At 43.1% G+C, this 23,174-nt stretch carries 24 protein-coding genes and 1 pseudogene; 6 read left to right on the top strand and 19 right to left on the bottom strand.

Annotation, left to right across the window (positions count from 1 at the left end):
- Positions 1–26 precede the first annotated feature (26 nt).
- Positions 27–2,303: a DEAD/DEAH box helicase gene (locus MKY19_RS12680; protein ID WP_339803240.1), complete on the top strand. Its 2,277-nt coding sequence runs from the start codon at positions 27–29 to the stop codon at positions 2,301–2,303.
- 23 nt (positions 2,304–2,326) lie between these two features.
- Here MKY19_RS12680 and MKY19_RS12675 read toward each other — a convergent pair whose 3' ends face one another.
- The 7 genes and pseudogenes from MKY19_RS12675 to MKY19_RS12645 form a co-directional block, all read right to left on the bottom strand.
- Entirely contained in the window at positions 2,327–2,512 is a 186-nt protein-coding gene (locus MKY19_RS12675; RefSeq protein WP_042187647.1) for a hypothetical protein, read from the bottom strand.
- A 115-nt stretch (positions 2,513–2,627) separates the two neighbouring features.
- Positions 2,628–3,881 carry an MFS transporter gene (locus MKY19_RS12670; protein WP_339803238.1) on the bottom strand — a complete coding sequence of 418 codons (1,254 nt, stop codon included), beginning with the start codon at positions 3,879–3,881 and terminating at the stop codon, positions 2,628–2,630.
- A 231-nt stretch (positions 3,882–4,112) separates the two neighbouring features.
- On the bottom strand, positions 4,113–4,877 hold the full coding sequence (locus tag MKY19_RS12665; RefSeq protein WP_042187644.1) for an ABC transporter permease: 765 nt from the start codon (positions 4,875–4,877) through the stop codon (positions 4,113–4,115).
- Positions 4,874–5,818, bottom strand: a complete 945-nt coding sequence (locus MKY19_RS12660; protein WP_339803235.1) for an ATP-binding cassette domain-containing protein — start codon at positions 5,816–5,818, stop codon at positions 4,874–4,876. Before MKY19_RS12660 ends, MKY19_RS12665 begins: the two co-directional genes overlap by 4 nt.
- An 11-nt stretch (positions 5,819–5,829) precedes the next feature.
- Positions 5,830–6,183 carry a DUF1048 domain-containing protein gene (locus tag MKY19_RS12655; RefSeq protein WP_052404266.1) on the bottom strand — a complete coding sequence of 118 codons (354 nt, stop codon included), beginning with the start codon at positions 6,181–6,183 and terminating at the stop codon, positions 5,830–5,832.
- Positions 6,176–6,505, bottom strand: a complete 330-nt coding sequence (locus MKY19_RS12650; protein WP_042187640.1) for a PadR family transcriptional regulator — start codon at positions 6,503–6,505, stop codon at positions 6,176–6,178. The genes MKY19_RS12655 and MKY19_RS12650 overlap by 8 nt, the downstream gene beginning before the upstream one ends.
- Positions 6,506–6,781: 276 nt before the next feature.
- Positions 6,782–7,129, bottom strand: a pseudogene (locus MKY19_RS12645) (BlaI/MecI/CopY family transcriptional regulator); the annotation flags it as partial.
- 183 nt (positions 7,130–7,312) lie between these two features.
- On the opposite strand from MKY19_RS12645, the gene MKY19_RS12640 reads away from it, so the two are divergent.
- Positions 7,313–8,803 (top strand): 4-hydroxyphenylacetate 3-hydroxylase N-terminal domain-containing protein, encoded by a 1,491-nt coding sequence (locus MKY19_RS12640; protein WP_339803231.1) that lies wholly within the window; start codon positions 7,313–7,315, stop codon positions 8,801–8,803.
- A 169-nt stretch (positions 8,804–8,972) separates the two neighbouring features.
- Here the strand turns inward: MKY19_RS12640 and MKY19_RS12635 are convergent, their stop codons facing one another.
- Positions 8,973–10,268: an MFS transporter gene (locus MKY19_RS12635; RefSeq protein ID WP_339803228.1), complete on the bottom strand. Its 1,296-nt coding sequence runs from the start codon at positions 10,266–10,268 to the stop codon at positions 8,973–8,975.
- 192 nt (positions 10,269–10,460) lie between these two features.
- Between MKY19_RS12635 and MKY19_RS12630 the strand changes: the two genes are divergently transcribed.
- Positions 10,461–11,042, top strand: a complete 582-nt coding sequence (locus MKY19_RS12630; protein ID WP_339803225.1) for a TetR/AcrR family transcriptional regulator — start codon at positions 10,461–10,463, stop codon at positions 11,040–11,042.
- Between the two features lie 119 nt (positions 11,043–11,161).
- Positions 11,162–11,539: a PilZ domain-containing protein gene (locus MKY19_RS12625; protein WP_339803222.1), complete on the top strand. Its 378-nt coding sequence runs from the start codon at positions 11,162–11,164 to the stop codon at positions 11,537–11,539.
- Between the two features lie 112 nt (positions 11,540–11,651).
- Here the strand turns inward: MKY19_RS12625 and mnhG are convergent, their stop codons facing one another.
- The 7 genes from mnhG to MKY19_RS12590 all read right to left on the bottom strand — a co-directional run bounded on the left by mnhG (position 11,652) and on the right by MKY19_RS12590 (position 18,245).
- Entirely contained in the window at positions 11,652–12,050 is a 399-nt protein-coding gene (gene mnhG, locus MKY19_RS12620; protein WP_339803219.1) for a monovalent cation/H(+) antiporter subunit G, read from the bottom strand.
- Positions 12,031–12,324, bottom strand: coding sequence for a Na(+)/H(+) antiporter subunit F1 (locus tag MKY19_RS12615; RefSeq protein ID WP_042187626.1), 294 nt, complete (start codon positions 12,322–12,324; stop codon positions 12,031–12,033). Before MKY19_RS12615 ends, mnhG begins: the two co-directional genes overlap by 20 nt.
- On the bottom strand, positions 12,324–12,797 hold the full coding sequence (locus tag MKY19_RS12610; protein WP_042187625.1) for a Na+/H+ antiporter subunit E: 474 nt from the start codon (positions 12,795–12,797) through the stop codon (positions 12,324–12,326). The genes MKY19_RS12615 and MKY19_RS12610 overlap by 1 nt, the downstream gene beginning before the upstream one ends.
- Positions 12,798–12,802: 5 nt before the next feature.
- Positions 12,803–14,281 carry a Na+/H+ antiporter subunit D gene (locus tag MKY19_RS12605; protein WP_339803214.1) on the bottom strand — a complete coding sequence of 493 codons (1,479 nt, stop codon included), beginning with the start codon at positions 14,279–14,281 and terminating at the stop codon, positions 12,803–12,805.
- Positions 14,278–14,616 carry a Na(+)/H(+) antiporter subunit C gene (locus MKY19_RS12600; RefSeq protein ID WP_076282807.1) on the bottom strand — a complete coding sequence of 113 codons (339 nt, stop codon included), beginning with the start codon at positions 14,614–14,616 and terminating at the stop codon, positions 14,278–14,280. Before MKY19_RS12600 ends, MKY19_RS12605 begins: the two co-directional genes overlap by 4 nt.
- The gene (locus tag MKY19_RS12595) at positions 14,616–17,480 is read right to left on the bottom strand and encodes a Na+/H+ antiporter subunit A (RefSeq protein WP_339804287.1); all 2,865 of its coding nucleotides are present in this window, start codon (positions 17,478–17,480) and stop codon (positions 14,616–14,618) included. The genes MKY19_RS12600 and MKY19_RS12595 overlap by 1 nt, the downstream gene beginning before the upstream one ends.
- A gap of 126 nt (positions 17,481–17,606) precedes the next feature.
- Positions 17,607–18,245 (bottom strand): universal stress protein, encoded by a 639-nt coding sequence (locus tag MKY19_RS12590; protein WP_256716289.1) that lies wholly within the window; start codon positions 18,243–18,245, stop codon positions 17,607–17,609.
- A gap of 343 nt (positions 18,246–18,588) precedes the next feature.
- On the opposite strand from MKY19_RS12590, the gene MKY19_RS12585 reads away from it, so the two are divergent.
- Together MKY19_RS12585 and MKY19_RS12580 are read left to right on the top strand one after the other, a co-directional pair.
- Complete coding sequence (locus MKY19_RS12585; protein ID WP_076282809.1) at positions 18,589–18,921, top strand: metalloregulator ArsR/SmtB family transcription factor; 333 nt, start codon at positions 18,589–18,591, stop codon at positions 18,919–18,921.
- An 18-nt stretch (positions 18,922–18,939) separates the two neighbouring features.
- Complete coding sequence (locus MKY19_RS12580; RefSeq protein ID WP_339803209.1) at positions 18,940–19,473, top strand: SRPBCC domain-containing protein; 534 nt, start codon at positions 18,940–18,942, stop codon at positions 19,471–19,473.
- 57 nt (positions 19,474–19,530) lie between these two features.
- Here the strand turns inward: MKY19_RS12580 and MKY19_RS12575 are convergent, their stop codons facing one another.
- The 4 genes from MKY19_RS12575 to MKY19_RS12560 are packed head-to-tail and all read right to left on the bottom strand — an operon-like array spanning position 19,531 to position 23,161.
- On the bottom strand, positions 19,531–20,274 hold the full coding sequence (locus tag MKY19_RS12575; RefSeq protein ID WP_339803207.1) for an alpha/beta hydrolase-fold protein: 744 nt from the start codon (positions 20,272–20,274) through the stop codon (positions 19,531–19,533).
- A gap of 20 nt (positions 20,275–20,294) precedes the next feature.
- Positions 20,295–21,095, bottom strand: coding sequence for an alpha/beta hydrolase-fold protein (locus MKY19_RS12570; RefSeq protein ID WP_339803204.1), 801 nt, complete (start codon positions 21,093–21,095; stop codon positions 20,295–20,297).
- Between the two features lie 19 nt (positions 21,096–21,114).
- Complete coding sequence (locus tag MKY19_RS12565; protein WP_339803201.1) at positions 21,115–22,152, bottom strand: iron ABC transporter permease; 1,038 nt, start codon at positions 22,150–22,152, stop codon at positions 21,115–21,117.
- Positions 22,145–23,161, bottom strand: a complete 1,017-nt coding sequence (locus MKY19_RS12560) for an iron ABC transporter permease (protein ID WP_339803198.1) — start codon at positions 23,159–23,161, stop codon at positions 22,145–22,147. The genes MKY19_RS12565 and MKY19_RS12560 overlap by 8 nt, the downstream gene beginning before the upstream one ends.
- Positions 23,162–23,174: the final 13 nt, after the last annotated feature.

The raw sequence follows: 23,174 nt of genomic DNA, 5'->3' as shown, positions 1-23,174 counted from the left end.
TTCTACCGAGGGGAGATCAAATTTCTATGAATATAGCTGTCAAATTGATGCAAAAATTCAAAGACCGCGATACCCAGAATAAGCTGAAAGTTTATCACGACAAAGTGCAGCTCATCAGAAAACGGAATTTGGAAGCATGGGACGATGGGCAGCTTCTAGCGGAATCCCTCCGGCTACAAAAAGAAGCAAAATCAGGTACACCTTTGGATGAGCTGCTTATCGCTGCTTATGCGTTAGTATGCGAGGCAGCGAAGAGAAAGCTTGGATTAAATCCTTACGATGTCCAGATCATGGCTGCCATCGCTCTGCACGAGAGATTCTTGATCGAGCAACATACCGGTGAAGGAAAAACACTTTCTGCTGTTATGCCTGCATATCTAAATGCACTGACTGGCAAAGGCATTCATGTGCTGACTTTTAACGATTATTTAGCCAAACGGGATGCGGAATGGATGGGCCCGATCTATCGTTTCCTCGGATTAACGGTAAACTCGGTTCAAGCGGGCATGAGCATGTCCGAGAAACAGGAAGCATACGCCAAGGATATAACCTATGTTACGGCCAAAGAAGCGGGATTCGATTACTTGCGCGACACAATTGCACTCAACGAAGCCGATACCGTGCATCGTCCTTTCCACTACGTCATCGTCGACGAAGCGGATTCGCTGCTTCTCGACGAAGCTCGGGTGCCGCTAGTCATCAGCGGTGATTCTCCCTCTTCCAGGAGCGACGGCTTTCGTTTCGCAGAAGTAGCTCGGCAGCTCAAGCGAGATGAGCATTACGACTTCGACGAGTTCCAGCGGAACGTTTACTTAAATGAAACAGGCGCTGCGCAAGCGGAATCGCTGTTGGGATGCGGCAATTTGTACGATAGCCATAACAGTCACTTGCTGACATCATTAAATTGCGCGTTGCATGCAGAATCGTTATTAAAGAAAGACGTCGATTACATCGTCCGGGACGGAAAAATCGAGCTGATCGAAGAATATACCGGCCGAGTGGCGGAGAACCGGTATTTGCCGGACGGGCTTCAAGCCGCGCTTACGGCAAAAGAAGGGCTGTACTCCATAGCCGGCGGGAAAATTCTCGGGACGATCACCATTCAACACTTCATCAGCCTGTATCCGCAGATTTGCGGAATGACGGCTACCGCTCATGCATCCGCAATGGACTTCGAAGATATTTATGCGCTGCAGGTGCTGCAAATTCCGCCGAACCGGCCAAACATCCGGATCGACCATCTGCACCGGATTTATACCCATAAAGAAGCCAAACTTATGGCACTCGTACAAGAAATCTCATCCGTCCATAGGACGGGACGTCCAATTCTCATTGGTACGTCAAGCGTCGAAGAGTCTGCCATACTGGCAGAGGCACTAGCGGTTGCTGGCGTACCTTGCCATGTTCTAAATGCGAAAAACGATGCGGAAGAGGCAAACATCATCGCCAAAGCGGGAGAAACCGGTGCAGTGACGGTGTCTACAAATATGGCGGGACGCGGGGTCGACATCCGGCTCGGCGGCGTCGACCCCGCGCAAGCGGAGGTAATCGCCAAGCTAGGCGGGTTGTACGTAATTGCCACCCATGTGAACGAAAGCGTGCGGATCGACGATCAGTTGCGCGGGCGTTCCGGACGCCAAGGCGACCCGGGAGCTTCCGTTTTTTATGTAAGCTTGGAGGACGAGTTACTGCTTCGCTTCGGCATCCATAAAGCTGTTCGCGCTCCCAGACAGGATGAGGCTCTTGAAGAGTCGGGGCTCAGCAGCAAGATCACAAGTATTCAGCGGATTGTTATGGGCCAAAACTTCGATATCCACAAGGAACTGAACTGTTATTCGGATATGGTGGAGGATCAGAGGCGAATTCTATACGCGGAGCGGCTGCGAATTTTGAAAGGCGAGCAGCCGTTGAGCCCAGCGGAGCAGCGGGTACGGCTTTTTTATATCGACGAATTCTGGGCTGACCATCTTGCATACGTTTCTTACCTTCGTGAAGGCATTCACTTAGAGAGCCTTGCCAGCCGCAATCCAATCGATGAATTTCATGCGCAAATCACTGAAGCCTACGAGCAAATTCCTTCTAAAATAAATGTCGCGTCACAAAATATGCTTGAAAAGCTCGGAGGTTCAAATGATCCGGCAGAGTGGGAAAAGTTCGGCCTGAAAAGCCCTGCTTCCACCCGGACTTATATTATCAACGATCAATACCTACAGAATAAGCGAACCTCATGGACCGGAACGACCGTATTTGCTTATTGGCTTCGCACGGTTGCGAGGCCGATATTCAAGCTGTCAAAATATTGATGCAACGATGGGGCGGTTAGCCCCTACTCCTCTAGCTCATCCAGCTTCGCTTCCAATTCAGCCAGCTTGCGATTCGCTTGATCCAATATCTCCTGTTGTTCTGCGGTTTTTGCTCGTTTTATTTCTTTTTTGATGGCCATAATCTGCTGTTCCAAATAGAGAATTTCAGCTTCATTTCCTGCGTTGTTCCACATCTGTGAATAAGTCATTGTCGGTCTCCTTTTTTCTAATTAAGAAAAGCCTTCCATAAAGTTCAATCGAACTTTAGGAGAGCTTCTTTTTTTATCTACACAAGGCTTTCAAGTTCTCGCTTCTAGCAAAATTCTACTCTTGTGATGCTTCCTGTATTAAAGGCATCCCAGCTTCAACTAAACGTTTGTTTCGAATGAAGATAATGGACAGTATTACAGTTAACACCCCTGTTCCAACAAGGAGCCATTCAATCTCAATTACATCCGCGAGCGGACCGAATATCAGCATTCCAATTGGCATCATGGAAGTCGATATCATACCAAAGACTCCGAATATGCGTCCCAAGTAATCCGGATCTACCTTCTCTTGTAGCATTACGGTTGTCGGTGTATTAAAGACGGGCATAGCTACGCCGAAAATAGCCATCATAACCAAGTAGATCCAAAAAACAGGTACAATACCCAAAGCGAACGTACATACACCCATAATTAAGCTAGCAAAAGTCATTGTATATACTTTGTTTCGAAAGCCGCCCCATGAAGCAATAATTGCTCCGCCAGCCATCATACCGATAGAAAAAGCAATTTCAATGGCTGTTAATCGCCAATAATCATCTCCGAAGCTGCGTGTCACTTGTAGCGGTGTTAAAAATGCAGCCGGTGCCATCAATACGAAGAAAAAGGCGAAAAAAATGAAAAAAGTTTTGAGAAAGCTGTGGTTTTTAATATAGCTTAAACCCTGTTTAAAATCGTCCAAATAACTTGTCGTTTGTTTATCAGTCGCTTTTTTATGCAACGGTATTTTCAAAAAGAAAGATAATGTAAAGATCGCTATCGCCGCTGTGATAACATCGATAAAGAAAATGACCTCAATTGTTGCCAATGAAAGCAATGACGCGCTAACGATAGGTGCAACAAACATCATTAGTGCTTGAAGACTTCCGTTAATCCCATTTACTTTCGTCAGCTTATCCTCTGGTACAATTTGAGGTAATATTGCCCCAACCGCAGGTGATTGAACCCCAGCTCCGAGCGCACGAACTGCAGCAATGGCGAACAACAACCATATCTCATCATAACCAAGCAAAAATGTAATGGCTAAAATCAGTGTAACAAAGGCTATCATGGCATCTGCTATCATAATAAGATATTTCCGGTTGAAACGGTCCGCCCATACACCTGCAAACGGGGATAATAAAAAGGTAGGAATGAATCCACAAATAATAAATAATGTCATCATCATACCTGATTTTGTTGTAAGCGTAACGTACCACATAATAGCATATTGAACTAAAGCAGAACCGAATAACGAAAATGTTTGACTACTTAGAAAGATAATTATATCCCGTTTCCAATGTTTTTTGTTTTGTGCTTCGTTTGGTATCACTATAACTTACTCCCCCATTTTAAAAAATATCATTCATTCCCCATTCGCCTATTAAAATTAATTACCAAATCCGGTACTTCTAATTCTATGTACAAAAATTTTATATAAATCACATTTCTAGAATAGCACAGAAATATTCACCCCACCATTCAGCCAGCATCTTAAAATTAGCCTGTGCACACAAAGAGCCGGTATCCCCCTCTTTCGAGAAGCCACCGGCTCTTTTTACGTCTATTTCATTCTCCGTTTATACACTCGCATTGCGGAAGCCCAGAAAAACGCAAGTATTGCTAAACTCCATAATACCGCCACAAGCGTAGTTTTATCTGCCGTTCCTCCGAGTAAAAGAGAACGAATACTCTCGATAAGCGGTGTCATGGGCTGATATTCTGCGAAAACGCGTATAGCCGAAGGCATGCTGTCGGTCGGTGCAAAGGCAGAACTAACGAATAAAAGTAACATCAAAATGTAAGAAAATACTCCTGCTCCTTCAAATGATTTAGCAAGCAAGCCGAAGGTGACGGCAATCCAAGTAAACGCAAGTACGCTAAGCAACAAAATACCAATGGCTAATACCCAGCCGAGCACATCTGCTTTCGGTCGAAATCCCATTCCGAAGGCAACAAGGAAAATGGCAAGCAAGGAAATGACGTTAAAAACTAATGAAGCAACCACATGACCGCCTAGAATAGAAGCTTTTGCGATCGGCATGGAGTGGAAACGCTCGAATATGCCTTTCGTGAGATCGTTATTGATACGAAGAGAAGAATAAGCCACGCCACTAGCAATGCAAAAGAGCAATATTCCGGGCACAATATAATTGATATAGCTTACATCACCGGTGTTCATCGCTCCGCCAAAGATGTAAACAAAGAGCAGCATGATCATGATCGGCATGGCGATGACGGTAATAATCGTGTCGATGCTACGTGTGGAATGGCGAATGACACGCCCACTCATTACGGCGGTATCGCCTAGAAAATGAATGAATTTCATCGGGAGTCCTCCTTTTTGCTAGTGACGATCGCGAGAAAAACATCCTCAAGCGAGGGCAGTTTCTGCGCAAACTCGGCAATTTCTATGTCAGCTTCCGCTGCTTTCGTTAGCAGACGCATCATCTGTCTCGTACTTCCGTCTGTAATGACGGATAGCGTGAGATTGTTCAAATCTGTAGTCGCGTTAAATTCCTTTAACAGATCTTGTGCTTGATTTAGCGTTGTTTCATTGTCGAATCGAAGCTCGATATGACCCTTAGGCAAACTATTTTTTAGCTCCGCGGGACTGCCGCTTGCCACGATATGACCTTCATGTAAGATCGCGATTTGATCGGCTAGATGGTCAGCTTCCTCTAGATACTGCGTAGTTAAAAAAACAGTGACACCTGATCTCGCTAAATCCTTGATCATATCCCACATAGCAAGACGCGCTTGCGGGTCAAGTCCGGTGGTCGGCTCATCGAGAAAAATGACCGAAGGGTTACCCAGTAAGCTCATGGCCAAATCCAAGCGCCGACACATCCCTCCGGAATACGTGGAGATTCGGCGATCAGCGGCATCGAGCAAGTCAAAACGACGTAATAACTCCTCGGCTTGTTTGTCAGGATCGGGCAAATGGCGGAGTTTGGCTATCATTCGCAGATTCTCGCGTCCGGTCAGGATATAGTCAGCGGTGACGCTTTGTCCTGTCAGGCTGATCTCCTTACGTACTTGCTCTGGTTGCTTAGTTACGTCGTCTCCATTAATCTTTGCGCTTCCGTTGTCGGGCTGGAGCAGGGTGGCAAGAATTTTGATCATAGTGGTTTTACCCGCGCCGTTGGACCCTAGAAGAGCAAAAGTTGAACCCTTCTGAACAGTGAAGTCCACCCCCCGCAACACTTCCACGTTCTTATATGATTTTTTGAGGCCTATTACTTCAATCGCCCAATTATTGGATGTCATCCTAATCCCCCCTATCTTCCAAGTTTTTTGTGAATGGACTCGTTCATTTTGGCTCGCATTTTCCCTGTCCAAGTCTGAGCGGAAACGTCCTCGAGCAGCCCGTCACAGAACGCCATTACGTCATTCCCTACGATCTCCAGAACATCTCGACCTTCAGCAGCTCCCATCTCAAACATGTCAAGCATTTCGGGAAACAGGTTGATGACGCTAGAATCGTTAGTTGAGAAGTTCAGCATGTAGCGCGATGCGATATTGTAAACTTCTCGGTAATCGTTCGGGAGCGCTTTTGAACGTTTTACGCACTCTTTATAAGCCTTTTTTTGTTCACGTAAATCTTTAAATTTAGCGAGCATGTTCTTATACACGGCTATCCTCCTTCAGTTGGGTAAGTCTTGACGAAACATATCCCCATTTCTCCCAAAACATGGACAGTTCCCGCCATCCCTCTTCATTTAAACTATAAAATTTCCTTGGTGGTCCTATTTCGGACGGTTTTTTCTCGATATCGACAAGTTTATTTTTTTCTAACCGTATCAAGATGGTGTAGACCGTTCCTTCAACAACATCTTCGAAACCGAGCGCATTTAGCGTTTTTACGATTTCATACCCATAGGTTTCTTTCCGGCTGATGATTTCAAGTACACAGCCTTCCAAAACTCCTTTCAGCATTTCTGTTAGGTTATCCATTAAAATCCTCCAATGCTACTCTGTATTGCTTAGTACCACTATATAGTAACACCGAGTAGTGGAATTGTAAATAGGAGGAAAAGCGGATTACTGAAAATAAATACGACAGTAGTAGGGACTGGATTTGGTATGAGTGGAAAGCATTTGCTTTTAGTCAGTAACAATAAAGAAAGCCCGCGCTGGGCACGGGCTTTCTTTATTGTTACGAGGTTCTTCTACATCGACATAACTATTTATACGGATCAGCAATTTCTTCCCATTGACCAGTGAAGACATCAATTCTTCAATATCTTCTCGGGACAGCTTCTCATTCTGTAAAAAGTTGACTAACATCGGGCGCATCGTTCCACCGTAGATCCGCTTCAGAAAAGATTGTGTCTCCGATTGGACGCATTCCTCTTCCCGCACCAGTGGGTAATATGAATACACTCTTCCTGTCTGGTTGTAACCGATAGCCCCTTTCTCCGTCAGACGCTTAATCAGCGTCCGAACCGTTTTTGGGTTCCAGTCCCGGTTGCCCTCCAGAGCTTCAACAATCTCTCCTGCCGTACGCGGGGCTCCAGTCCACAGCACCTTCATTACTTCCCACTCGGCATCCGAGATTTCTGGAATTTCCGCAGACATAATCCTATCCGCCTTTCTTTCCATTGTATGACTATTTTGGGGAGATAATTGTGAATATCCTCTTTTTTATAGTTTAAATTAAGGTTGGCCCCTTCACTGACCCGGTGTATGGACAATGTACAAGAAGAATTATGATTACGTACATTAAAAATATTAATACAACTCTCCAAAGAGGTGGAACGTGTGCCTATTAAAAATGGTAATCAATACATCGAACGAATCGACCGGCAAAATATCAATATCTGGTACAAAGGGACGCGTATCGAAGGACCATTATCCAAACATCCTGCATTTCAAGGCCTCATACAAACACAAGCCGAAATGTACAACATGCAGTGTGACGAACGTTATTTAGCGCAGATGACCTACCCTTCGCCTGATACTGGAGAGCTTGTTGGTCTATCTTTTCTCCCACCCAAAAGTGTTGATGATTTAGAACGTCGAAGAAAAATGATTGAACTCTGGTCAAACAGACATCACGGTTTTTTAGGACGCTCCCCAGATTATATGAATACAGCAATCATGTCTTTGTTTACTGCAGCCGATATCCTTGAGGACCTTCATCCGAAATATGCTGAGAACCTCAGGAGATACTATGCCTACTGCCGAGATCATGACATTACTTTATCCCACGCATTCATCCAGCCACAAGCAAGTAAAATATCCGGTCAGGTTGATGCCACAGAGGATTCTATCGCTGCTAAAGTCGTAGAAATCAAGGACGAAGGGATGGTTGTGACTGGTGCTTTTATGATGGCAACACAAGGGGCTACATGCGATGAAATGCTAGTATTCCCTACGCCTTCACCATCCCTTGTAGATGATGATAATCCCTTCGCATTTGCCTTTGCAGTACCTAATGATCTGCCTGGGATGACTTTTTTTTGCCGTGAAAGTTACTCAGCCCCATCTACTTACGACCATCCCTTAAGTTCTAGATATGAAGAAATGGATACACTTGTTATATTTGACCGCGTACTCATCCCTCATGATCGAATATTTTATTACGGAGATGAGATCTACTGTGCCCGATTGTTCGGTGAGAGTCACTTTCATACCCATATTGGTCACCAAATCATCACCCGCTATATTGCTAAGACTGAGTTCTTTCTCGGTGTGCTAGAATCTTTGGCAGAAGAACAAAATGCTGAGCTCGAGTCCTTCACCATTCTGCCGATTTCAAGAATACTGACGTTTCTAGAAACATTCAAAGCGTTAAGACTCGCTTCTGAAGTAGGAGCATCCCACGATAAATTTGGATTTCTTGTTCCTGACAAAGGCCCCCTTCTAGCTTCAACCATTCACTTTTCAGAGTTTTATCCGAAGATGGTTGAAATGGTTCAAAATCTCAGTTCTAGCGGGCTTATCATGATCATCTCTGAATCGGACTTCAGTTCAAGTGCCGGTTCATACCTCCATCAGTATTTGAAGGGTAATGTCTCGGATGCGCGGTACCGAAATGCCTTATTCCGGGTCGCATGGGAACTGGGAGCGGGTGCATTCGGTGGCCGCCAAACCCAATTTGAGCGGTTATTTTTTGGGAATTCAGAAACAATGGCCTGGCGTATGTACAATAGCTACGATAATCATGAATACTTCCGTCAAATCATTCACGAATTTATTTCACCAGAAGACCCCCTCCCTAATTCAACAACAGATGTAGTTTCTAATTGAGCTTTCTTTTTGTATATTTTTCATGTTGAATTGAACTTTTCGAATTGCTCCCACGGCCAGGTGACATGAAATACTATAGCCCTGGCTGGAGCGTTAAGACTTAGAAATCGCACCTAATTATACGAGATCAGTGTTACAATTTTTTCAGCACGAATACTCCTCCCTTCAGTTACTCCTTTGTTAATAACCAAAAAAGAAGAGCCAGAGCACTCACAATTGCACCTAACAAACTCACTCCGTTCCAGCCAAAGTAAACATAGATACTCGTAGATGCGATCGACCCAGTGGCGCTGCCAATGGAATAAAAAATCATGTAACCGGCAGTAAGCCTACTGCGTGCCTCAGGTCGCAAAGTAAGGATCATGCTCTGATTGGTGACATGTACGGCTTGTACTGCAAGATCAAGAAGGATAATACCAACGATTAATGCAATAAGCGAATGTTGAACATAACTTATTGGCAACCATGATATGAGCAAAAGAATCAAGGCTACACCTGTGGTCTTCTGCCCTAAACCTCGATCGGCGAGGCGACCTGCTCGGGCTGCTGCTAACGCGCCTGCAACACCTGCGAGACCAAACGCTCCAATCGCAGTATGTGAAAGAGAAAACGGTGGGGCGCTGAGAGGTAATACTAGAGACGTCCATAATATACTGAAAGCGGTAAAAATCATCATGCCTAGTGCAGCACGAATTCTAAGAGTTCGTTCCTGAGCAAACAACGTGAACATTGAACGAATCAACTGTAGGTAAGATAATGATTCTCTTTTATGCTCATAATGTGGTAACACCCGAAACAATACACATGCCATGATTAGTGTTAATACCGCGGAAACAAGGTAGACAGAACGCCAACCTGCTAAATCCATTAATACGCCAGCGAAAGTTCGCGCCAGTAGAATACCAATTACTATTCCACTTGTCACAACACCAACGACACGCCCACGTTCGGCTGGAGCAGCCAAAGTTGCCGCGAATGCAACGAGCGTCTGTGTCACTACGGCTAGAAACCCAACCGCTGCTATACCTATGAATAACACTTTACTGCTGGTGGCAGTACCAACGACAATTAAAGCCAATACGGATAGAAGCATCTGTCCAGCGATCAGCCAACGCCGATTTAATAGATCACCCAGAGGCACTAGTAATAACAGTCCAAGTGCATAAAAAATTTGGGTGATTGTAATAACAAGTCCAACGAATGAATGAGAAATATCAAACTCGTTCGAAATAGCGTCCAGTAAAGGTTGTGCATAATAAATGTTAGCAACAACTATTCCGCAGGCGATGGAAAATAAAAGTGCCACATTACGAGATATTATTGATACAGGCACTGGTTCCGACGCTCTAAGCCCTCCTCGTACTTTTTCAGTTTTTTTGACTGTTTGATCCGCTATAATAGCTTTCGATTCCTCAACAGATTCCCCCAAAGATAACGCCTCCAGATTAACTTTTATCAAATTCATAAATTACATACCAATCAGTACGTAAATACGTTTGACAAATATAACTCTAAAAAAAGATAACTGTCAAGAGACTAGCTTTTGAACAATCGAAAATTAGAAGCCGAGTATTTATACGTTCATTTCTTATTGACATAATAATTTTCAAACCATAAAATAATATCATACCGTTCGATATGAAAAGAGGGAGTTACTATGGCTCGACCACGTGAATTTGATGAGGAAAAAGCATTGGATGCAGCTATGCAAGTATTTTGGGAAAAAGGGTTCGAGGCTACCTCTTTAAGCGACCTGACATCAAGAATGGGTATTCAGCGGCCTAGCATCTACTCTACCTTCGGAGATAAAAAAGGACTATTTGAAGCTGCGTTGCGGAAATATACGAGCTCTCATGCTGCTTATGTTCGTAACAAGCTTCAAAACAATTCTTCTGTTAAAGAGGCATTCCGTGACTTTTTCGAAAATATAGTGACAAAAGAATATGGACAACATCCGAACTGGGGATGCTTTTGCATTAATTCGATGGTTGAACTTTCACCCCACGATGAGAAATTTGAGCTCCTGACAAGAGAACACCAGATGTATCTCTCGGTAATATTTCAAGAAACGATTGATCGAGGTTTGCGCTCAGGTGAGCTTGATTCAACTATTAACGCAAAGAGTTTAGCGCAGACACTTGTCGTATCATTAATTGGACTTACTGTGATCATGAAATCCCGTCCTGAAAGATCATTTGTAGATAATTCTGTAAAAGAAATACTTACATTGTTACGATAGAATCAAAAATTAGGTATGCAGCTTTTGTAACTTCGAAACTTTAATATGTTTAATAACTCTTCACTAATCCTGTTTTCCTGTCGATAATTTATAGTAGATGGAAAAGTATGGAGGAGCATATGAACACTAATCGCAGAACTGAACCTTTTCGATATACCCTTAAAGAACCTGTAACCCTTGATCTTCATATTCTTAGTATTAACGGAATTCAGGTTCCTTCTAAGCCTGTAAGAGCTGTACTGTTCGACATCAGTCGATCGGGTTGCCACTTATCATTCCCCCTCAATATCAACCCAGAAAATAACCTGGTACGCATCGGAATGGAAATGAATCTTACGGATGAATCTATGTACATAGAAGGAATATTAAAATGGAACAGAGAACAGCAAGGCAGTTTCCACTACGGTATTCAATTGGACATTCCTGAGAATGACGGTGATCGTCTTCCAAGGGTACTACGCAGGCTTGCAGGGGAAGGTAAAATATTGGTTCGTTGAACGATCAAAATCAGAATAGTGACCCATTTCATAAAAACAAACCCGCGTGTAGACGCGGGTTTGTTACAGTTTTTGCTGCTGTTATTGAAAATCAAGATAATTTCTAACACTTCTACATTTGTTCTTGAGGTATATCTCGTTCAGGGGTTACCGGTATAACTTGCTCTTTCTCCAGCACCTCTTTTAAATCATCCTGAATTCTTCGATCCCAATGAGGAACACCGGAGCGATATGCCGCTCTGCCTGTTAGGTGAGCGGATAAAGGTGCAGTTATAAATACAAAGACAATTCCTAGTAATAGCTTTGCACTAATATGATTCTGAAAAAATGCAAAATATAGAAATGCCCCAACCAAGACACATAAAACACCGAGAGTGGCACTCTTCGCGGCAGCATGTGATCTTAGATAAACATCAGGTAGCCGTATCAAACCAATAGCACTAACGGCGCTAAGCAATGCCCCTACAAGAATTAACAAGGCAAACAGCAACTCACCTGTAGTCTTGATCATTTCCATTTTCTAGCACCACTCCCTTTTCGATATATCTGGCAAAGGCTGTCGTTCCAATAAAGGAAAGAATTCCAATCAATAAAATAATTTCTATAAAAGCCTGCGTTTGGAGAAAGACAGATAACACGGCCACCATTGCTAGCAGATTAATTCCAATCGTATCTAGTGCAGCGACTCGGTCAGGTAAAGAAGGTCCTTTCACCAAACGCCAAGCACATACGCCTATAGCTAAAGCCATGATCGTAATGGATAGCATAAGAATAAAATGAATCATTAGCGGGTCACCTCCAGTATCGCTCGCTCAAAGGTATCACGGATATTTGCTCTGAACTGCGCAGGGTCATCAACATCCATAGCGTGAATATACAATGTCCGATTATCATCCGACACTTCAAGCACCACCGATCCAGGAGTGAGGCAGAGCATCGTGATTAACGTTGCCACTTCCCAATCTGATTTCAGCTCTGTAGTATATTTGAGGATAGCTGGACGTATATTAAGCTCCGGTCTTAGAACGGCTTTTACCACTACATAACTAGAAACGACCAGCTCCCGCAGCAGCAACAAGATTAGCTTAATGATCGCCCACACTTTTCCAAGATATAACCTGGGCCAAAAGCGTCGCATTCCGAGCAGAATGAGTATACCGAGCAGGAAACCAATGACGAAACGTGGCCCAGTCCAATCATTGTGCAGAAACATCCACAGGAATGCTATCATGAAATTCAATAATAGTTGAAAAGCCATAGTATCTACTCCTTCATGACAGCGTTAATGTATAATGCTGGATCGGCCAGTACGGCTCCGGCTTGGCTGACATATCCGTTTACCGTCTCAGCACCTACACCCATCAGAATTACAATCGCGAACAGAACAGCTGCCGGTGCCATCATAGCTTTATAATGAAGCGGTTTGACTTGTTCTTCCCTTTTCTCGCCACCCCAGAATACCTGCTGGAATACCTTGATCAAGGAATATAACACTATGAAGCTTGATGCAAGTGCAATTAGTGCCAGAACCACATGATTCTGTCCAAATCCGCTACGTACCATCATCACTTTTCCAGCGAAACCACTAAGTGGTGGAACACCAACCAACGCCAAAGTCAGTACGAAGAACATCCAGCCGGTCCACGGATAGCGTCGAATTAAACCACCCATTTCTTTTAAGCGGTCGGTGCCCGATGCTGAGATAATCATCCCGCCCAGGAAAAATAATAATGCTTTGGCAACCATATCATGCATTAAATAAAACACTACACCATTTAACGAATCCTGAGTCGCGACAGAAATCCCAAAAGCAATAAATCCAACACTGATGATGATATTATAATTAAAAATCCGCCCCAGATCGTTGTAAGCCAGTGCACCGATTGCACCAAGGATCATCGTCGCTCCCGCCATCCAGGCAATCAGTGAATGGGTGAGTCCCGGTTCTTGAATAAAAATCAATGTAAAGGTACGTGTAATGGCATACAATCCCACTTTCGTTAACAATGCTCCAAACAGTGCTCTAACAGCCACAGGTGGTGCACTATAAGAATCCGGAAGCCAGAAAAAGAGCAACAAACCTGCCTTTATCGAAAATACGATCAGCAGCAGGACCGCAATGACGTTCATTACACCGCCTTGTCCCGCCTCTGCTACACGCATAGATAGATGTGCCATATTCAGTGTTCCTGTCGCGGCATATAAATAAGCAAGCGTTGCTACAAACAAGGAAGAGGAAATCACGTTAACTAATACATATTTTAACGTCTCTCTCAGTTGACCTTTGGAGCCACCAAGTACAATTAAAGCGTACGAGGCAACTAACAGGACCTCAAAGCAGACGAACAAATTAAACAAATCTCCGGTGAGAAAGGAGCCAAATACCCCAGTTAATAGAAAATGGAAAAACGGATAGTAATAAAACCTTTCTCTTTCTTCCCCAATGCTGGCGAAGGAAAAAAACAGACATGCCGCACCAACAATAGCACCGACTAGCACAAGTAAGGCCGCAAACATATCGGCAACAAACACAATGCCATAAGGTGGAAGCCATCCACCCATATATAGGGTCTGGATGCCCTTTGTACTTACCTGGTACACAATGATGCCAGAAACCAATATATTTAAAAACACACTGACGGCACTGATAATACGTTGCAGATCCACTCGGTCTTTTAGAAAAATCAGTATAACTGCCGTAAAGGCCGGAATCAGCAGAGGCAGCACTAGCAAGTTGTTCATTGTTGTCTCTCCTCCTTGGTTCCTTCCACATCATCCGTGCCCGTCGAACGGTAAGTCCGGTATGCCAAAACAATGAAGAATGCTGTTACTCCAAAACTAATTACAATAGAGGTCAAAATGAGCGCCTGCGGTAACGGATCTACATACGCCTCCGCTTTTTCACCTAGCAATGGAGGAGCACCTGTCTTGAGACCCGACATTGTCAGTAGCAGTAAATGAACACCATGGGTAATTAAATTAGTACCCAGCAGGATGCGTAGCAAGCTTTTGGAAAGGACTAGATAAACACCTACGGTAAACAATACGCCGATCGCCAAGGCAACAACAAGCTCCATTAGCTATCCCTCCCGATCGTAAGTATGATATTCATAGTGACACCAATAACAGCTAGATAAACACCAAGATCAAAGAACATTGCAGTGGTTAATTCTGTTTTGCCCATAAGCGGCAATTGGAAATACCCAAAATTTTGGCTCAGGAAGGGTACGTCGAATATAAATGAGCCAACCCCGGTAAGAAAAGCAATCGAAATCCCGATCGCAATTAACTTACGATAATTAATAGGCAGCACTTTCTCAACCATATCCATCCCAAAAGTAATAGCAAGTAGCACCAAACCTGCAGAAGCCATCAAAGCCCCAATAAATCCGCCTCCCGGATTATTATGACCGGCAAAAAACAAAAACAACGAAAATATCAGAATGATAACGAATGCTACTTTAGCTACCGCTTGCAGTAACACATCATCACTTCGGGAATAACGAGGCTTATTATAGGGAACAACCCTCTTCAGTTGGTCTGCTGTACCCTCTCCATCCAACTGCAGCTTGATCATGGAATAAATAGCAAGTGAGGCAAGGCCTAGTACTGTTATTTCAAACATGGTATCAAAGCCGCGGAAATCAACGAGCAGAACATTGACAATATTTTTACCGCCACCCAAAGTATAGCTGTTCTCCACATAATATTTCGAGATGGATTCGAACGGACTACTGCCTAGAGCAGCAAGTGCAACCAATGTCATCGTTACGCCCATCCCGATGGAAATAATTAGTTTCAGGAAATGCGCACGAGGTTTGAGCTTCTCTTTTTCCAGCCTAGGCAAATGCCTGAAACATAATAGGAACAATGTAACAGATACCACTTCAACAATCATTTGCGTAAGCGCCAGATCAGGAGCTCTGAACAGAACAAAGAGCAAAGTAACCATATAACCAACCATTCCTGTTAACAAAATGGCTGTTATTCTGGAACGCACAAACGGAATAGCTAAAGCACCTAGGAGCAAAACCATTACAGCAATAACCTCAAACAAAGAAAAGGGAGTATACTCAGTCGTACCAAGTGTAATTCCATCTGAATACCAGACCACACCGCAAATCGTTACGATCAAGAAGGAAAAAATATACATTAAATAATGTCTCATGGAACCAGTCATATAAGAACCAGTCACCCATCTAGACAATTTCTCAACCAGCCGGATTACTCCGTCATAGACTTGATTTAAAGTGTAGCCACTGCCCCATTCTTTATCGACCAGACTTAAGCGGCCATAGATTCGGTATACAGTAATACCAAGAATCACAACACCAAGTGTCATCCATACTTCTGGTGTAAAGCCGTGCCAGAAATGGATATTCACAACAAAAGGTTCCCCGGTCTGCAAGATAGGGTGAATAGCATTCATTGCAGGGATAATAAGTGTATTAGATAATATATTCGGGAAAAAACCGATAAATATAGACAGCACTGCTAGCAGGCACGGGGCAAGCAGAAGTCCAAATGGGGCTTCATGCGGTTTTTTGTCCAGCTTCTCAGGCTGATATTTTCCGAAAAAGGTGTGGAATACCAAAATCATACTGTATGCAAAAGTAAACACGCTGGCAATCCAGGCCAAAACCGGGAAGAGCGTAAACAACGAGGGAATAGAGAATATATCCAAGTTTCGGATATTCAGGACAGCTGTAAAAAACATCTCTTTACTTAAAAATCCTGAAAATGGCGGCAAACCAGCCATGGAGAAACTGCCGATCATCGCTACCGTAAAGGTAACCGGCATAATGGAAATCAGTCCGCCCAGCTTTCGCAGGTCGCGGGTACCCGTCTCATGGTCAACTATACCGACCATCATAAACAAAGAGCCTTTAAAGATGGCATGGTTAATAAGGTGAAAGATAGCCGCTGTTGTTGCAGCAGTGTAAAAGACTGAATCTTCCCCTGCAAAAAATGCCGCTGCCGATCCCATTCCTAGCAATCCCATAATCAGTCCAAGTTGACTAATCGTTGAATAGGCTAATAGAGCCTTCAGGTCCGTCTGCTTCATCGCCTGGATAGAGCCATAAATCAAGGTGATCAAACCGACGCCTGACACAACCCAGAACCACTCATATTGCCCCGCAAAAATAGGGCTGAAACGGGCGACAAGATACAATCCAGCTTTAACCATCGTTGCCGAGTGAAGATATGCGCTGACGGGTGTCGGTGCCTCCATGGCATCCGGCAGCCAGATATGAAACGGAAACTGAGCTGATTTGGTGAAGGCGCCTAAGAGAATTAGTAGCATCGCCGGAATAAATAAAGCATGCCCGCTAATATCGCCAACCTCACTCCAAATTTCCCTGATACTAAAGGTGCCTGTCATTACATAAAGCATTAAAAAGCCGGCAAACATCGCTAAACCACCAAATACGGTAATCAACATAGATTTGAGAGCACCATACCGCGATTTTTGCCGCCGATGCCAGAAAGCAATCAACAGAAATGACGAGACACTTGTTAATTCCCAAAAACCGTATAACACCATCAAGTTATCCGAGAGTACAACGCCAAGCATCGCTCCCATAAACAACATTAAATAAATATAAAAAGGGGTCAACGCTTCTTTTCGCTTGTCTAGATAATAAATCGAATAGATAATTACAAGACTACCCATTCCAGTGATTAACAAAGCGAACAGTAAACTTAATCCATCCAGATGGAAAACCAAATCAATGCCTAGGGAAGGAATCCATGAAACGGTTTCATATCCCAAATCCCCTCCCTTAATAACAGGAATCCGGGTTAAAAAATATACAAACAAAGCGAGTGAACCGGGGAAAACAAGCCATCCTCTATGAAGGTTGGATGCTCTCTTGGTCAAAAGTGCGATTACTAAGGCCATTAGAAACGGAACAAGTATGATTACATGCAGCAAAGGCAGTCCTCCTTTTCCACTTGAGCTTATCAAGTTGTGAACTTTAGTACTTACTTTTTTACCAAAAGCCAAAGATCATATGATTGGAAGGGCCCTTAATAATAGGCCCTCATGAAGATAAGGGCACGCCGATTATAAAGAATCGGTCAATGTGCCATCACAAATATGCAAATATCTAGTCTTTCCATCCTCTTGCTCAATTCTGAATAAACCGTTCTCAAATTCTGTGTGTAATTCGTGAAAGAACTTTCCTTTAAGCGAATACTCTCCCTTAGGTTCATCACTGAGCTGATACTCATCCCCGATTTTGACCAGGTAGGCGATTACGCCTTCCTCATGGGTTTCTTCCAGCCCGGCGCGCATCCGTTGAACGGCGACTACATGCAGATCCATCATTTTCATTTTACCAATGAGTTCATTGATGAAATTGCGTTTGGTAAGCTCCTGCCATCGAGTCTGAGCAGATTGTCCAATGACGATCTGTGTAACCTCATTCTTTTCAGCTACTTCTACAATAATATCAGTTGTTTTTCGGCCTTCACGTTTCCGAATGATAAATTCTGCGCCAGCTTCATCGGCAAGACGTTTCCAAACCGTCATATACATTTCTTTGCTCTGATTATATTCATCATTGTCCGAACTATCGACATTTAATACAAACAATGGGGCCCCTATTATTTCAGATAGTTGCACACCACGCCGGATTAAACGCTCCCCATGCGGACCATAATGAACACAAACCATAATCTTTTCATTGTGTATGACCTTCACCCTCCTGTAACATGGCCAAGAAATACAAAAGGAGCCTACTGGCGTTAGGCCCCTTGCGTAAATCTAAAACCGATAAGTTATACTTAATTATATCTATTCCTATGTTTTTTGTAAAGTTTAATGGTTATCATGGAACATATTTCTACGTAATGCTTGTACTATGCCCATCTTTTGAAGTTATCATACAATGAAAATTTTAAATATCCCTTTACAGGAATATTCACTTAATGGTATATTTTAAAAGCAAACAGGAAATACAAGGAAGTAGGCCTGTTGAGTCGCTCCATCATGGCCCGTCATATGAAATCCGAATCAAATCAATGAATCGAAGTGATGATTGTTTATGAATACTAACGTAATGAGTGCTTTAGCAGAGCCTAATCGTATGCAGATCGTTGAACTATTACGCGAGAAACCCCTAACCGTTGGAGAGATCGCAGAAAGTCTTCAGTTGCGGCAGCCTCAAGCGTCCAAGCATTTGCGTGTTCTCAGTGAAGCAGGCCTTATTGAAGTTCAAGCTGTTGCTAATCGGCGCATTTGCAAGCTCCGCCCTGACCCTTTTAAGGAATTAGACACTTGGTTAGAATCCTACCGTCATATGTGGGAGGAACGCTACGATCGACTGGATGATTATTTGCAGAAGCTACAAAGCAAGGAATTAGATAATGAAAAGTAAACGAGGAGGATTTATCCAATGACAAATTCTAACCAAACCAACCAACTAGTATCCAAAGTTGAAGGCAGCACTCTAATATTAGAGCGTATTTTTAAAGCTCCACGTGAGCTAGTTTTTAAAGCTTTTTCTGAGGCTGAGCATTTGAAGCATTGGTGGGGGCCAAAAGGCTGGACACTTCCCGTATGCCATGTTGATTTCCGGCCAGGAGGTACTTGGCATTATTGCATGAAGTGCGAGGATAAGAGTCAGGGAGATTTCTACGGTATGGAGTCTTGGGGTAAGGCGATTTATCGGGAAATTTCGACTCCAGAGCAAATTATTTACACGGACGGGTTCTCAGATGCAGAAGGTAATATTTCAAAAGATCTGCCCGAGACACTAGTCCAACTAGATTTTATCGAGCTGAATGGTCAAACGAAGCTGGTTAACACCGGTAAATACGCTTCTCCAGAAGCGTTACAACAAGTGATTGATATGGGGATGCTACCGGGTATTTCACAAACCTTTGATAATTTGGACGTACATCTTGAGAATATACAGAAGCATAGCTAAGAGAAGAGAAGATAAATAGGACGATGCAAGGATACTCTATCCTGCTCGTCCTTTTATTCATTTTGCGGGAAATAAGAACCTGATGCTACTCGGAAAATATTGCAGAAAAAACGTGTCATTATGCGTGCCTAATGGATCTGTCTCAAACATCACCCGCTGATCAGCTCCATCTACCTTCTCTTTTAAAATATCAAAAGCACGTTTACTATTAGGCACCATGTCCTTCTGTGCATTAGTCTTCTGGATACCTTCCTGTTCACCTACATACATATAGACTTTGCATTCCCTATCTAACTTTGAAGTCTCCATATAATGTATAAAATCTTTAAACCACACAGACGCGGATATGAATATAAAATTATCAAAAACAGACTCTGTCTTGTACATCGCGTACATACTTATTAACCCACCTAGTGATACACCGCCTAATGCCAATTTGCCCGGCTCATGAGAGATGCGAAAGGAACGAATTATATGCGGGACCAGTTCCTTATATACGTAATTCAAATAATCATCCCCCTTGCCCCCAAAGGACCAATCCTTAAAAAGTGCAGGCATTTCCCAAGGTGTATATTCATCATTACGAAGCTGAGAATCAATCCCGATAAAAATAACCGGCTCTGTAATCCCCTCCTCCACATCCCTTTCTATATCAGCAATCGACTCTTTGAACAAGAAATCGCCATCCTGTAAGAAAACCGCCGGGAAGCTTCGCTCAGTAAACAAATGATATGCTTCAGGGAGATACACGATAATTTGTCGCCCCATATGTTCAAAAGTAGTAAGTTCTCCTAACATCATCCTGCATCATATCCCCTTCCTTAACAATTCAACATACGGAACGCTCTGCTCATGATGGTCGGCACTACTGACGCGTGGTTTTCATCTGGCGCTATGTAATGCTCAACCTGCAAATCAGGCAAAGAATACTCACACAATTTTGAAAATAATCCTTTAGCATCATCGACCATAAATGCCTCTTCACTGCCCACTGTGATCAATAGCTTTCGTTTCTCGGATCTTATCGTTTGCCCCTTCTTATAAAACGCCTCCGCATACGCCAAGATTTCATGATCATTCCACCAAATCGAGGGGCTAGAGGCCAAATAATACTGGAATAGCTCGGCACGAGTAAACAGCGTCCAAAGAACAAACAATCCGCTTAATGAGTGACCAAACAAAACTTGCTTATGCTGATCGATATTATATTTTTCAGAGATCAGGGGCATTAATTCCAATTCTAAAAAAGATAGTAACTTTTCAGCACCACCATGTGGTCCTATGTCAGCATTTTTCAATCGATCCGGATATACATACTGCTTCGCAGGAGGCGTGAAATCATAAAATCTTCTTTTGGACACCTCATCATCTGAACCATAATGCCCAATGCCAATCACGATGGCTGGTGCAATCAAAGTTTTCGGCGCATTTCTTGACTGCAATTTCACGACATCCCGGCCCAATTGAAAATATGAATTACCATCGAGCATATAATAGACGGGAAATCCATGCTCAGGGGCCTCTTCTCTCGGAATTGAGACCTTTATATCATACGTGTAGCCCATATACTGAGATTCTAGCTTCCATGATTCTGTGCGTTCGAGTTCAACTTGTGTTGACATATGTGCTGCTCACTCTCCCCTACACTCTTGACTTGGCTAATAAATATAAGAAATAGGGAATGCCAATAATCGAAACGACTATTCCCACAGGTAACTCTGCTGGCTGAAATAATGTTTTGGCAAAATAATCCGAGATCACCAGCAAAAACATCCCAACCACTGCACTGGATAACATAATATAGCGGTGATTAATCCCTACTAATCTTCTGGCGATGTGAGGAGCCATCAATCCTATAAAACCTATAGAACCGGATACAGATACACAGACACTTACAATCCCCACACTGCATAACAGAAAGATCAGCTTTTCTTTTTCTACGGAGATCCCCAAGCTTTTTGTGCTGGAATCCTCCAATTGAAAATAATTGAGCAAATAGCTTTTTCGATACATCACAAATCCTAAAATCAGCACCCAAGGTGTGATCATTATGATATAAGTCCAATTCGCGCTGTAAATACTTCCGACACTCCACACCGCAGCCATTTCATAATCACTTGCATTCATTTTTAGAGATAGATACAACGACAACGCGCCAAAACCACTGCTTATCGCGATCCCTGTCAATATCAAACGTTGCATATCAAGTGCACCATTCCGCCAAGAGAAAATAAAGATAACCACAACTGCGGCAAGACCCCCCACAAAACCAAAGAGAGGCATGGCTAGTATCGAAAACCAGCTTTCTTTAAAAAAAGTAACCCCTGACATCTGAAAGAAAAACATAAATGCAACAATGGCAGCTCCGGCACCTGCATTAATCCCAAGGATACCTGGATCAGCCAGCCCGTTTCGGGTAATGCCTTGAATGACCGCTCCAGCCATCCCCAGACCTATGCCTACTAACGACGCAATAATGATCCGTGGTAGTCGAAATTGAAAAATAACCAGGTCAAATTTAGGATTGGGATCTATTCGCAGCAGCGTTTTTATCACATCCATGACAGACATATCAAAAGCGCCATTCGTTAGATGAAAATACCCCGCCACAAGTGTTAGCAGGATAAAAGCTAGTAGCGTCAATATATAGCGACTAAACTGTATTCTGCCTCTATCCACGTTGCTCTCCCCCTTTAACCCGAATTAAATAAAGGAAGAACGGGATTCCAATAAAGGCTGTCACAACGCCAATTGGCGTCTCAAACGGAAAGTTAATATACCGGCTTAAGACATCACAAAATGCTAAAAAAACAGCCCCAATGACTGCTGAGCAAGGAATGATGAAACGATAGTCGATACCAACGATAAAACGTGTAATATGAGGAATGATTAGACCTACAAAGGCAATCTTACCTACTAAGGCCACTGCTGTCCCGGTCAGACATACAACAGATAAAATACTGATGATTTTCACCCATTTTGTTCGTTGACCCAAGCTAATTGCCGTTTCATCCCCTAGGGAGGCAACCATTACAGATTTAGAAATACTAACTGCCAAGAGCAGACCAACGATTATAAAAGGAATGGACAATATTAGCATATCTGGATTTACAGTATGTATTTTCGAGCTATACCAAACGCTAACATTTTGTGAGACTTGAAAAAACATTGCTACTGCTGAGGCAATACTACTTAAAAATGTACCAATTACAGTACCAATAATGGCTAGTCTGACTGGAGATAAGCCGTTTTTGACCAATGAGCCAAATCCGAAAACCAAACCCGCTCCGATAGCGGAACCCACCATGGATAAAAGAATCATATGAACATTCGATAATCCAGGATAAAACACCATAGCCAACGTAATAACAAATGCCGATCCGTCATTTACTCCCATAATCGATGGTGATGCAAGATAATTCCGTGTAACGCCTTGCATTAACGCCCCTGAAACAGCTAGAGCCGCTCCAACTAATAAAGCGGCGATTACACGCGGTAATCTAGATGTCATAATAATGTTGTGGTCCACATTATTTGCATCGAAGTGTGTAAACGCCTGCCAGATTGTTACTATTCCAATATCCTTAACACCATATAAGACGGATACAACCATTGCTAATACGATGAATAATGGAGAAGTTGATAGGATCAATATAACTTTCCAATTTTTTGTATTCATCTTATTCATCGCACCTTCGGTT

The sequence above is a fragment of the Paenibacillus sp. FSL R5-0744 genome, from assembly GCF_037972555.1.
GTDB lineage: Bacteria > Bacillota > Bacilli > Paenibacillales > Paenibacillaceae > Paenibacillus_AQ.
This window is presented reverse-complemented; position numbering and strand designations above follow the sequence as displayed.